Origin of the sequence: Listeria grandensis FSL F6-0971 (assembly GCF_000525835.1) — a bacterium.
In the GTDB taxonomy this organism is placed as follows: Bacteria; Bacillota; Bacilli; order Lactobacillales; family Listeriaceae; genus Listeria_A; species Listeria_A grandensis.
On sequence record NZ_AODD01000014.1, the window covers coordinates 37,245 to 50,347 of the forward strand.

Below are 13,103 nucleotides of genomic sequence, written 5' to 3' on the forward strand. Positions count from 1 at the left end.
AGTGGCTTGGCGACAAAGCATGAGCAGATTTTGAAATATATTGAGGAGCTTGCGGTTGGCGAGAAAATTTCGGTTCGTAAAATCGCAAAAAACTTGCAAGTGAGTGAGGGAACGGCTTACCGGGCGATTAAGGACGCGGAAATTGTCGGGTTTGTGAGCACGATTAAGCGGGTTGGAACGATTCGGATTGAGCGGAAGCAAAAGGATAGTATTGAGAAACTGACGTATGCGGAGATTGTGAATATGATCGATGGACAAGTGCTTGGTGGTCGCGCTGGACTTCATAAATCGTTGAATAAGTTTGTGATTGGGGCGATGACGGTCGAGGCGATGGAGCGCTATACGGATGCCGGGAACTTGGTGATTGTTGGAAACCGGGTAGGTGCGCAGGAGCTGGCGCTAGAACGCGGTGCCGCGGTACTGATTACAGGTGGTTTTGATACGGTGGACTCCGTGAAGAAATTGGCGGACGAGAAGGAATTGCCGATTTTATCGACGACGTATGATACGTTTACGGTGGCGACGATGATTAACCGGGCGATTTTTGACCAGTTGATTAAGAAGGAAGTCGTGTTTGTGGAAGATATTTTGACGCCGATTGAGCATACGGCTTATTTGAGTACATCGGATCGGGTCGAGGATTGGTATAAGAAGGAAACCTCGACGGGACACAGCCGTTTTCCTGTGGTGAACAAGGCGATGCGGCTGCTTGGAATGATCACGAGCAAAGATGTGATTGATAAAAACTTATCGATCTCGATTGAGCGTGTGATGACAAAAAGTCCGCTGACAGTTGGGCCAAAAATGAGTGTTGCTTCGGTATCGCATATGATGATTTGGGAAGGTATCGAGGTTATTCCAGTCGTGAAGGATGATTTGACACTGATTGGGATTGTGAGTCGGCAGGATATTTTGAAGTCGTTGCAGATGATTCAGCGTCAACCACAGATTGGAGAAACGATCGATGATACGATTACGAATCAGCTGATTGAGAAGGCGACGGATGATGCGCCGGAGCTTGATTTTCAGTTTACGGTGACGCCACAGATGACGAATAGTATTGGAACGCTTTCTTACGGTGTATTTACGCAAATCGTGTGCGATGTCGTGCAGCAAAAACTGTTTTCTTTGAAAAAACGCAATGTGGCGATTGAAAATATTTCGATTTACTTTTTAAAACCGATACAGATGGATGCGACAATCGTGATTAAACCGCGGATTCTTGAGATGGGACGCAAAGCGGGAAAAATTGATGTGGAGCTTTATTTGGAAGGTATTTTAGTTGGGAAGTCCATTGTGGCTTGTCAAATGATGGAACGTTAAGGATTGGTGGAGACGTAGATGAAAAGAGCCATTTTAGATGTTATCAAAAAATATGAGACGATTATTATACATCGTCATGTAAGGCCAGATCCAGATGCCTATGGTTCACAGATGGGTTTAGCAGCTATTTTGAAGGGAAATTTCCCAGAGAAGCAGGTGCTGTGCGCAGGGACTGGTGAGCCATCGCTTGATTTTTTAGGTAAGGTTGATGCGATCGCGGATGATGTGTACAAAGAGGCGCTTGTCATCGTTTGTGATACAGCAAATACGGAGCGGATTGATGATGCGCGGTACGCTTTCGGTAAGGAGCTTGTGAAAATCGACCATCATCCGAATGAGGATGCGTATGGCGATTATATCTGGGTAGACACGAATGCTTCCTCTTGTAGTGAGATGATAGTCGCGTTTGTGGAGGAATTCCCGAAAGAATTGGCGTTGAATGAGGCAGCAGCGAGATTATTTTATGCAGGGATTGTTGGTGATACGGGACGCTTTTTGTTCCCGAATACGACGCCGACAACATTGCGTTATGCGGCTGATTTAGTTACGTTTCCCTTTGACCGGACGGAAATATTCACAAAAATGTATGAAACGCCGATGAATGCGGTGAAATTGTCGGGGTACATTTTGCAACATTTCCAGATGTCAAAAAATGGTGCTGCTTACATGTATATCAATCAGGAGATGTTGCAAAAATTCGATGTAACACCTCGTGATGCCTCCCAGTTAGTGAATCGAATCGATAGTGTGATTGGGATTAAGGCGTGGATTTTATTTGTTGAAGATGGCGAAACGATTCGGGCTCGGTTGCGTTCGAAGGGACCGGTTATAAACGGCCTAGCGAAAGAATATCGCGGGGGTGGGCATCCATTGGCATCAGGCGCAACACTTGAATCCGAATCCGAAATTCCAGAAATGGTCGCTAAATTAGAAGTATTATGTAAATAATAAAAGGAGCAGTAAACCATTTTTTGGTATACTGCTTCTTCTTTATGCATGTATACCGATGTGAATTCGAATCGAGTCATCCGGAGAATTGGTGATACTAGCGCTGAAAAAAGCAATACATCTTATGTTTCATCCATCCGTATACTGCCGACTGTTGCCGATTTTTTCAGAAGAAATCAATGAGAACCAAGAGAAGGCGCTTACATTTAGTGTGGAAGCTTGCTATGTGCAGCCTTTGTATCTTTTTTATAGTGAAACAACACAATTTATCTACAGTAAACCGAAATCACTTTTGGTATAATTAGGTGAGGTGATTTAGATGGTAGAGATTAAAGAAATGGGAATTCAAAAATACAGAATTAGACAGTTGAATGCTTACTTATTGGATATTTTTGAGCGAACTGGAAAAATTTACGTTGACGTAATGAGGTACGGCATTGTATCTGATATGGGAGTGTAGAATTTCTGATATTTTTAGTTCTTATCAATCCATTATTCATTTAATTCAGAATAATAATGATTTACAATTTAAAGAAGTCGACCTGCTATTTGATTGTTGGGAAAAGGTTTGTTTGGGCCTTTTAGATGTACATCATTGTGAAAATATAGAGAATCTTCGCTGTGAGTATCAATCGTTTTCGGATCAATTTGAAGTGGTTAACGCTAAACTGTGCTCGATGTCAAAACTATAAAAACTAGTTTTTATATGAAAAAGGCGAATAAGTGAAGAATGGAACTGTGTTTTCGAGGCCTACGCGGACTTTGAAAAAGCAGTTCCATTTTTTAGCTTGTTTTTTTGAGGACGTCAGATGGGGGGAAGCCATAGTATTTTTTGAAAAGTTTGCTGAAATAAAAGGCATCATTGTACCCGACGAGTTTGGCGGCTTCTTTTACGGTAACGTCTTGTGATGCGAGTAAGTCATGGGCGCGTGATAAGCGAATTTTGATCAGGTAATTGATTGGAGAGTCGCCGGTTTCTTCTTTGAAAATTTTGGAGATGTAGGTCGGACTGATGTACATCGTCTGAGAGAGGCTGGATAGGGTTACGTCTTCCGTGTGATGTTTCTCCATATAATGAATGATTTCATTGACGAGTGTTTGTTTTTCTTGGGCTTCGGTCGAGAGTTTGAAGCCGTTATTTTCGAGTTGTTCTGGATCGGCGTCACGCAAAATATAAATGATTAAGTGCATTACGAGCGCTTTTAGCATGAGGTCATAGCCAGGTTTTTCATGGTATTTTTCGGCGAGTAGTTGCGTACAAGTTTCCATGAATTGGGTTTTGTTTTCGCCTAGGCGGATGACCGATGTCTTGAATGGGAACGTGTCGCGCGGGTAACCTTCGAGTGAGAAATGGCGGAAACCAATGTGAATTTGCGTGTTTTCAGCACCTTCTTTGGAAAATTCGAAATGATCGATGCCCGGATTGAAAAGAAGAACATCACCTGCTTGAAGATGGTAAATTTTATTGTCGATATTGTAGTCGACAGTTCCAGAATAGATGATGCTCATTTCAATAAAATCGTGATGATGCCGTGTCCCGGTACGCACTTCGTTCATGTAGCAATCGGCAACGTATAGGATTTGCGGGTTGAAGGTAGTTGTGTTGATTTTTAGCATTTTTGTTCCTCCCTTGGTTTGTTGCATGAAATGAATGCGCTTACTAAAATAGTGTAAGTCTATTTCTGTTTAGTTGGATACTTGGCGTTTCTTATTTGTGATTCTTGAAAAGCGTCGTTTACTTTTCATTCATTATACAACATTCTCCATCCTTTTTCCTAACATAGACCATTCTTTTTTGCAGGGAGGGGAGTAAAATAGGGTGGATGAATAGTTGAAATGGGGTGGTTTTGTGGCTAGTTTGAAATGGATTTGGCACTATACGAAAGGGAAAAGAGGCTTTGTTTGGCTCTCAGTGGTTTTCATTGTCATTGCGTCGTTGCTTAGCCTAGTCTATCCGCTTGTCGGTGGGAAGGTTGTTGATGATGTGATTCAACAGGGGAAAATGAGCTGGTTGTTGCCGCTCCTTGGCATTATGATTGGGACGACGCTGTTGCGGACAATTCTGCGCTATACGTATCAGATTATGTTTGAACGTGTGGGACAAAATGCGCTTTTTCAAATTCGGGAGGACTTATATAAAAAATTGCAGTCTCTCGATTTTGCTTTTTTTAATAATACGCGGGTCGGGGATATTATGGCGCGCATGACAGGGGATACGGACGCCATTCGGCATTTTGTGTCGTGGGTTGTTTATAATATTTTGGAAAATGCGTTTTTGTTCTTATTTGCGATTATTGTGATGGCTTCGCTTGATTGGAAATTGACGCTGACACTTGTTTTGGTGACGCCGTTTATTGCGATTTTGACGATGCGGATGTCTGCGAAGGCACAGCCGATTTTTTATGAGATTCGGGAAAGCTTTTCACGGCTTAATTCGATGGTGGAAGAGAATATTAGCGGGAACCGTGTGGTGAAGGCGTTTGCGCGTGAGGAGTATGAAATCGAGAAGTTTAATGCGCACAATGAAGATTTTAAAAAGCGTAACATGGATTCGGCGGCGGTTTCGAAGCGGTATTTGCCAGTACTTGATTCGCTTGCAGGGACGCTTGTCATTATTACACTCATTTTTGGTGGCTTTCTAGTGATGAAAAATCAGATGACGCTCGGTGATTTGGTCGCGTTTAATGGGTTCTTGTGGATGCTGAATGGGCCGATGCGGATGAGTGGTTGGTTGATCAATGATGCGCAACGCTTCGTAGCTTCTTCGTTTAAAATTCGAGATATGCTGGAAACGGAGACGAAAATTCCGATTCATTCAGAAAAAGCCGCGCCAGAATTAAAGGGATTCGTGGAATTTCAGAATGTGTCGTTTCATTTTGAGGATGATCCAGATACGGACGTGTTGACGAATATTTCGCTCACGGCGGCCCCTGGTCAGACGATAGCTATTTTGGGTGAAACGGGGGCAGGGAAGTCGACGTTGGTGAATTTGATTTGTCGCTTTTATGATCCGACGGCAGGTATTATTTTGATTGACGGAATGGATGCAAGAAAATGGCATGTACGGGAGCTTCGGGATCATATTGCGACAGTGATGCAGGACATTTTCTTGTTCTCAGATACGATTGAGGGGAATATTGCTTTTGGTGCACCGGATGCAACGATGGAGGATGTGCAACGGATGGCGCGAATTGCGGATGCAGATCATTTTATTGAGCGGATGCCAGAGAGTTATGACACGATTGTCGGTGAGCGCGGTGTTGGCTTGTCGGGTGGCCAGAAACAGCGTATTTCACTTGCCCGAGCGTTGTTGAAAGATCCGTCGATTCTGATTTTGGACGATACAACATCGGCTGTGGATATGGAAACAGAAGTGAAAATTCAAGGGGAACTTGGTAAGATTACGCAAGACAAGACGACGTTCATTATCGCGCACCGGATTTCGTCGGTGAAGGACGCGGATGAGATTTTAATTTTAGATCATGGAAAAATCGTAGAGCGGGGAACACATAGCTCGCTACTTGCGGAAAAAGGCTATTATTACGATATTTATCAGAAACAATTAGGGTTGGAGGTGGATGACAATGGCGCGCAATAAGTTTAATGTGGATGAGGAACTGGAATCAGAATTTAATATCGCGCATTTGAAACGCATTATGGTATTCGTGAAGCCTTATCGAAAAGCGATTTATGTGACGCTCTTTGTCATCTTATTGGCGAACGTGGCGACGATGCTTGGCCCCTATTTAACTAAAGTAGTCATTGACAACGCGATTCCGAACAAAAATATGACGCTACTTGCTTGGATTGGTGTTGTGTTTGTGCTGTCTGTCATCGTGACAGGCATCTGTATGTGGTATCGGATTGGCTCGATCACGCGGATTGGTCAAGATATTTTAAAAGATATGCGAGCATCCATATTTGAACATTTGCAAAAACTTCCATTCGCATATTTCGACAGTCGGCCGCATGGGAAAATTTTGATTCGGGTTGTTAATTACATCAACATGTTAAGTGATCTGCTTTCGAATGGCTTGATTAATCTGATTTCCGATGTTTTAAGCGTTGCTGTAACGCTGGCCTTTATGTTCGCAATCGATGTTAAAATGACGCTTTATAGCTTGATTCTGATTCCAGTGCTGTTCGTGATGGTGATGTTCATTAAAAATGCCCAACGTCGTGCGTATCAACAACTGAGTAATAAGCAGTCCAATTTGAATGCGTATATCCACGAAAGCATCGCAGGCATTAAAGTGACGCAATCTTTCTCTCGTGAAAAGGAAAACCATGAAATTTTTACAGAAGTAAGCGATGCGTATCGCGATTCCTGGATGAAAGCCGTCAAAATTCAATTCTTGCTATGGCCAGGCGTGCAAAATATTGCAGTCATCACGACGTGCCTGATTTATTTCCTAGGTATAAAAGGATTCGGCGTCGAAGTCTCAACAGGGACGCTTGTTGCTTTTGTGGGTTATGTCGGGAACTTTTGGAATCCAGTTATTAATATTGGGAATTTCTACAATTCTTTGATTACAGCAACAGCTTACTTGGAGCGTATTTTTGAAACGATGGATGTAGAACCGGACATTAAAGACTTGCCAAATGCGCGCTCAATGCCACTTATTAAAGGAAATGTGTGTTTTGATGATGTTCGTTTTCGCTATGAAGAAGGCAAAGATATCTTAAAAGGCATTTCGTTCGATGTAAAAGCTGGTGAAAGCATTGCGCTTGTTGGACCAACTGGTGCGGGGAAGACAACGGTGATCAATTTACTGAGTCGTTTTTACGATATTAATGGCGGCGAGATTTCGATCGATGGGGAGAATATTGCGGAAGTGACATTGCGATCCTTACGTGAGCAGATGGGCGTGATGCTACAGGATACCTTCATTTTCTCAGGAACCATTTTAGAGAATATTCGTTATGGGAAACTTACTGCAACGGAAGAAGAAGTCATAGCAGCGGCTAAAATTGTTCGGGCACATGATTTCATAACGGAACTAAAAGGAGGCTATCATGCAGAGGTAAAGGAGCGCGGAAGCACGCTTTCTGCTGGGCAAAGACAGCTCATTTCTTTTGCTCGAGCACTACTTGCCGATCCAAAAATTCTCATTCTAGATGAGGCGACATCGAGTATCGATACGCAAACCGAGATGCTTTTACAAGAAGGGCTAGAAAAATTGCTAGAAGGGCGGACCTCGTTCATTATCGCGCATCGGCTTTCCACGATTAAAAACAGTTCTCGGATTTTTTATATTGATAACGGCAGGGTGCAAGAAGCAGGTAGCCATGCGGAATTGATGGCGAAGAAAGGCTATTACTACCAGTTATATCAATCCCAATTCGACATGTTGCAAGCACTGTAGAAATAAATGCGAACGTATGGTTTCTTTTTATGCGCACAACCGATATAATAGAGAGGAGAGTATCTAGGAGAGGAGTGAAGGATAATGGAATTTGTTCATTTACAAGTAGCGAGCGCGTACGATTTGTTGTCTAGTACGGCTGCTATTGATGGGATTATTGAGAAGGCACAACAATTTCATTATCCAGCTGTTGCGATTACCGACCATAACGTGATGTATGGTGTCATCGAATTTTATCAAAAATGTCGTGTTGCAGGAATCAAGCCATTGATTGGCATGACGATCTCGGTGGAAGGTGTAACCCAGCCGCTTGAGACTTACGAGTTGCTCCTACTCGCTAAAACAACGCAGGGCTACCGCAATCTACTAAAAATTTCAAGCGCTATCGAAACACGAGACGAGCAGAAACTGCCCCTAAAATGGCTGGAGTCTTACCAGGAAGGTTTGCTGCTGTTCTCGCCTGGAGAAGCAGGAGAAATTGAACAACTGATTCGCCAAGGTTTACAGGAAGATGCCCGTTTTGTTGTTGCTAAATGGCGCGAAATCGCAGGTGAAAATAACTTTTACATGACTTTGCAAAAAGAGAACCCAGCTTACGAAGCGATTCGTGAGTTTTGTGAAGTAGCTCAGATTCCGGCTGTTGCGACTAAAAATGTTCATTATCTAGAACCAAAAGGGGTTCGTAGCGCAGAAATATTACGTGCGATCCGAGATAATGAAACGGTGTCGTGGCATCATTTACCGTTGTCTGGAGGCGCGTATTTCGCTGGACCTGAAGAAATGGAAAGCTTATTTACAACCCCATTTGAAAAAGAAGCACTCGCATTAACTAGCAAAATTGCAGAGATGTGTGAAGTAGATATTGCGATGGATCAACATTTACTGCCGAAATTCCCGCTAGCACAAGGTTTTGAAGCTGGTCCAGTTTTGAAAGATTTATGCTATGAAGCTTTGAAAAAAAGGGTGGATAGTCCGGATGCAACGTATTGGCAGCGCCTGGATTATGAATTGAAAGTGATTCAAGATATGGGCTTTTCTGATTATTTTCTGATCGTATGGGACGTTATGAAATATTCACGGGAAAATGGTATTTTGACCGGCCCAGGTCGTGGATCTGCCGCAGGATCTCTTGTTTCTTTCGTATTACAAATTACGGATGTTGATCCTATTCGATATCAGCTACTGTTTGAGCGATTCCTTAATCCCGAGCGAATTAGCATGCCTGATATTGACTTAGATTTTCCAGATAATCGTCGCGATGAGGTCATTTCTTACGTCGTCGCTAAATATGGGACGCAACACGTCGCGCAAATCGGCACGTTTGGAACGCTCGCTGCGAAGGCTGCGATAAGAGATACTGCGCGAACTTTTGGCTTAAATTCAGTGCAATTGTCCGATTGGTCGAAGCTCATTTCGCGAGAACTGGGCATGACGTTGACAAAAGCACACGAACAATCCACAGCACTGCAACGTCACATCAGCAGTTCCGAGCAGAACCAACTCATCTGGGAAATTGCTACCGAAATTGAAGGCTTACCGCGCCATATTTCCACGCATGCCGCGGGAGTAGTAATAAGCGATGAACCACTCGTTGACCAAATCGCCTTACAAAGAGGGAGTGGGGACGCGCTCCTAACACAGTTTGCAATGGGCGAACTCGAACAAATAGGACTTCTAAAAATGGATTTTCTCGGACTTCGCAATTTAACCTTACTTGATCGCACCTTGAAAAATGTCAATTACATTCGTGAAACACTGTTAACTTTACAAGACATACCATTAGACGACCCCAAAACGCTACAAATTTTTCAAAAAGGGGATACGACAGGGATTTTTCAGTTTGAGTCAGATGGTATCAGGCGCGTGTTAAAGCATTTACAGCCGACTTCGTTTGAGGATATTGTTGCGACGAATGCACTTTACCGACCGGGTCCAATGGAACAGATCGATACATTTATTGCCCGCAAACATGGCAAGCAAGAAATTGTCTACCCACATCCTGATTTAGAGCCAATTTTAGGTGTTACTTACGGTATTATCGTCTATCAAGAACAAATTATCCAAGTCGCCTCACAAATGGCTGGATTTTCATTAGGCGAGGCTGATTTATTGCGCCGTGCCGTCAGTAAAAAAAAGGCAGATGTCTTAGAGCAAGAACGGATTCACTTTGTTTCCGGTGCAGTCAACAAGGGCTATACGCAAGCGAGCGCTGATCAAGTCTACGATCTCATCGTCCGCTTTGCCAATTATGGTTTCAATAGGAGCCATGCTGTCGCTTATTCCAAAATCGCCTTCCAACTAGCATATCTAAAAGCGAATTATCCAGCCGCTTTCATGGCTTCACTCTTGAGTGCTGTCATCGGAAACGACGATAAAATTAGCCAGTACATCGCCGAAGCAAAAAATTACGGCATTCAAATGCAAGGCCCATCGATCAATCGCAGTTACTACCATTTTCAAGTCGAAAATGACGCGATTCGCTTTAGTCTGCGTGTTATTCGGAAGGTGCCAAGTAAATTCGTACTAGCAATTGTAAACGAACGAAAAGGCGCGCCGTTCAAGGATTTCTTTGATTTTTGCGAACGAATGCCTCAAAAACAATTGACGAAGCAAGTCCTAGAAGCGCTTATTTATGCAGGATGCTTTGATGAATTTGGTAAGGATCGTGCAACGTATATCGCCTCGATGGACGCGGCACTTCAATACGTTAGCTTGTTAGGCGACGATGAAAAGGGCATCAACCTGTTCACAACGGATGATGAGCTGTTCCACAAAATGAAGCCAAAATACCGCGAAGCAAGTCCACTCGCGCTAGATATCAAGCTCGAAAAAGAAAAAGAATATGTCGGACAATATGTTTCGGCCCACCCTGTCACTTTTTATCAAGATAAATTAAAGTTGCTCGAAATCACTGCCTTATCACAAGTGAAGTCAGGAAAAATTTACAAAGTGGCAGCGTACATTCACGATATCAAAACAATTCGCACCAAAAAAGGCGAAGCGATGTGTTTTCTCACCATTAGTGATGATAGCCGCGAAATGAGTGCTGTCATGTTCCCTGAAACGTACCGGAAATACACAGACTTAGCCGAAAAAGGACTTATCGTACTGTTCCAAGCAAAAGTAGACCAACGAAACGGTGACTTGCAACTCGTTATCAACCAAGCAGAGAACGTCAAAGATATCGAGGTGCCAAAAAGGGCCTTTTTACGAATCAAAGAAGCGAGCCAATTAGAAGCGCTAAAAGCTATTTTACTCGCCAATCACGGAGATATCCACGTGATATTGCATGACGAAGTGACGAAGCAAACCACCCAGTTGCAACCTAAATTCAGCATTAACGGCAGTCCAGAAACTGCAAAAGCAATCACGGAACTTCTAGGGGAAGGAAATTTCATCGTTCGTTAGCCTTTTAAAAAATAAAAAAAATATGGTATAGTAGTGTGACGTAATGTAAGGTCAAAATAAAAAAGACAAAAGGGTTAAAAAATGCTAATATGGACAGTGGACGATAAAGTTTGATAAATAAACTACCGGTAACAAAGCGCGAGAAAGAGCCATTCATATGTCTTAGAAGCGTTGGTAGAAAAGAGATTGTGTGTTAAGGGGGTTCATCCTTTGTTAGGAGATTTGTTTACGAAACCGAAAAAAAGGAAATATGCAACAATTCCTTCAGATGGCTCTAAGCCTGATGTTCCAGAAGGTATTATGACGAAATGTCCTTCATGTAAGAAAATAATGTACTCGAAAGAACTACAAAAAAACTTGAAGGTTTGTAGCTATTGTGGCTATCACCACTCGCTTGGGGCGCAAGAAAGAGTAGCGTATTTAGTAGACGCAGACTCGTTCCAAGAATTAGATGGCAATTTAACAACGGCAAATCCACTTGGGTTTGAAGACTATATGGATCGGATTGTAAAAGACAAAAAGAAAACGGATCTAAATGAGGCTATTTTAACTGGGACAGCGACGATTGCGACGTTACCATTTGTTGTGGCTGTCATGGATTCCAGATTCCGGATGGCAAGTATGGGTTCTGTTGTCGGCGAGAAAATATTACGCGCTGTCGAAAAAGCGGATGAATTAGGCGTTCCTTTTGTTATTTTCACAGCATCAGGTGGTGCTCGTATGCAAGAAGGAATGGTATCACTCATGCAAATGGCGAAAACGTCCGCTGCCTTTAAACGATTCAGTAATCATGGTGGTCTAGCGATTTCGATCATGACGCATCCTACAACAGGAGGCGTGTCAGCAAGTTTCGCGTCACTGGGCGATTATAATTTTGCAGAACCGGGAGCGATGATTGGTTTTGCCGGGCGTCGTGTGATTGAGCAAACGGTTCGCGAAGACTTACCAGAGGACTTCCAAACAGCGGAGTTCTTATTAAAGCACGGCCAGCTTGATGAAGTCGTTTCCCGCCTTGATATGCGCGAAACACTGCGTTTCCTTCTAGATATTCACACAAAAAAGGAGGATTCGGCAAATGGCAAATGAACTAGAATTTGAAAAACCAATTTTGGAATTGCAAACAAAAATTGCTGATCTCAAAGAATATAACGAGAAATCCGACGTTGATTTGTCGAAGGAAATCGTGAAATTGGAAATTCGTCTTGGCAAGTTAGAGGATGCGATTTATGGAAACATGTCCGCATGGGATAAATTCCAAGTGGCGCGCCATCCAGAACGCCCAACGACACTAGACTATATTCCATTTGTATTCGATCAGTTTATGGAACTACACGGCGATCGCTATTTTGGTGACGATGCAGCTATTGTTGGCGGAGTAGCAACATTCAATGGTACACCAGTCACCGTTATTGGTCATCAACGTGGGAAAGATACGAAAGATAATTTGCATCGTAATTTCGGGATGCCGCATCCAGAAGGCTTCCGTAAAGCATTACGTTTAATGAAACAAGCCAATAAGTTCGGACGTCCTATTATTTGCTTCATTGATACAAAAGGTGCCTATCCAGGTCGTGCCGCAGAAGAACGTGGACAAAGCGAAGCGATTGCGCGTAACCTTTACGAGATGAGCGACATGACTGTGCCGATTATCTCGATTGTTATCGGGGAAGGTGGAAGTGGTGGAGCCTTAGCGCTCGGTGTTGGGAACGAAATCTACATGCTTGAAAACGCCGTATTTTCCGTCATTTCACCAGAAGGCGCGGCAGCAATCCTTTGGAAAGATGCCAGCCTTGCGAAACAAGCAGCCGAATCGATGAAAATCACGGCAACTGATCTATTCGATCTAGGTATTACAGATGGGATTATCCCAGAAATACGTGGTGGAGCTCATCGCAATGTCGAGGAGCAGGCCGCACTCATTTCTGCCGTTATTCGTAAGAGTTTGAATGCCTTATCCGTGTTAGAAGGCGAGAAATTAGCCGATCAACGGTATGAGAAGTTTAAAAAAATTGGTGTTTACGAAGAACTATAATCAAGAAAAAGCCGGTTGCTACAACT

The 13,103-nt window shown here is 43.1% G+C and carries 9 protein-coding genes; 8 read left to right on the forward strand and 1 reads right to left on the reverse strand.

Annotation, left to right across the window (positions count from 1 at the left end; translation table 11 throughout):
- Nucleotides 1-6 precede the first annotated feature (6 nt).
- From ytoI to PGRAN_RS16810, 3 genes are all read left to right on the forward strand, one after another.
- A complete protein-coding gene (gene ytoI / locus PGRAN_RS09410; RefSeq protein WP_036066813.1) occupies nt 7-1,323 on the forward strand; it encodes a CBS-HotDog domain-containing transcription factor YtoI in 1,317 nt (438 codons plus the stop codon).
- 18 nt (nt 1,324-1,341) lie between these two features.
- Nucleotides 1,342-2,271 (forward strand): DHH family phosphoesterase, encoded by a 930-nt coding sequence (locus PGRAN_RS09415; RefSeq protein ID WP_036066717.1) that lies wholly within the window; start codon nt 1,342-1,344, stop codon nt 2,269-2,271.
- Nucleotides 2,272-2,590: 319 nt separating this feature from the next.
- Nucleotides 2,591-2,731, forward strand: a complete 141-nt coding sequence (locus PGRAN_RS16810; protein ID WP_159101132.1) for a hypothetical protein — start codon at nt 2,591-2,593, stop codon at nt 2,729-2,731.
- Nucleotides 2,732-3,054: 323 nt separating this feature from the next.
- Here PGRAN_RS16810 and PGRAN_RS09420 read toward each other — a convergent pair whose 3' ends face one another.
- On the reverse strand, nt 3,055-3,888 hold the full coding sequence (locus tag PGRAN_RS09420; protein ID WP_036066719.1) for a helix-turn-helix domain-containing protein: 834 nt from the start codon (nt 3,886-3,888) through the stop codon (nt 3,055-3,057).
- A 232-nt stretch (nt 3,889-4,120) separates the two neighbouring features.
- Between PGRAN_RS09420 and PGRAN_RS09425 the strand changes: the two genes are divergently transcribed.
- The 5 genes from PGRAN_RS09425 to PGRAN_RS09445 all read left to right on the forward strand — a co-directional run bounded on the left by PGRAN_RS09425 (nt 4,121) and on the right by PGRAN_RS09445 (nt 13,077).
- Complete coding sequence (locus PGRAN_RS09425; RefSeq protein WP_036066814.1) at nt 4,121-5,869, forward strand: ABC transporter ATP-binding protein; 1,749 nt, start codon at nt 4,121-4,123, stop codon at nt 5,867-5,869.
- Complete coding sequence (locus PGRAN_RS09430; protein ID WP_036066721.1) at nt 5,856-7,637, forward strand: ABC transporter ATP-binding protein; 1,782 nt, start codon at nt 5,856-5,858, stop codon at nt 7,635-7,637. The genes PGRAN_RS09425 and PGRAN_RS09430 overlap by 14 nt, the downstream gene beginning before the upstream one ends.
- An 84-nt stretch (nt 7,638-7,721) precedes the next feature.
- The gene (gene dnaE, locus PGRAN_RS09435; RefSeq protein WP_036066723.1) at nt 7,722-11,045 is read left to right on the forward strand and encodes a DNA polymerase III subunit alpha; all 3,324 of its coding nucleotides are present in this window, start codon (nt 7,722-7,724) and stop codon (nt 11,043-11,045) included.
- 210 nt (nt 11,046-11,255) lie between these two features.
- A complete protein-coding gene (gene accD, locus PGRAN_RS09440) occupies nt 11,256-12,131 on the forward strand; it encodes an acetyl-CoA carboxylase, carboxyltransferase subunit beta (RefSeq protein ID WP_036066726.1) in 876 nt (291 codons plus the stop codon).
- On the forward strand, nt 12,121-13,077 hold the full coding sequence (locus PGRAN_RS09445) for an acetyl-CoA carboxylase carboxyltransferase subunit alpha (protein WP_036066728.1): 957 nt from the start codon (nt 12,121-12,123) through the stop codon (nt 13,075-13,077). The genes accD and PGRAN_RS09445 overlap by 11 nt, the downstream gene beginning before the upstream one ends.
- Nucleotides 13,078-13,103 lie beyond the last annotated feature (26 nt).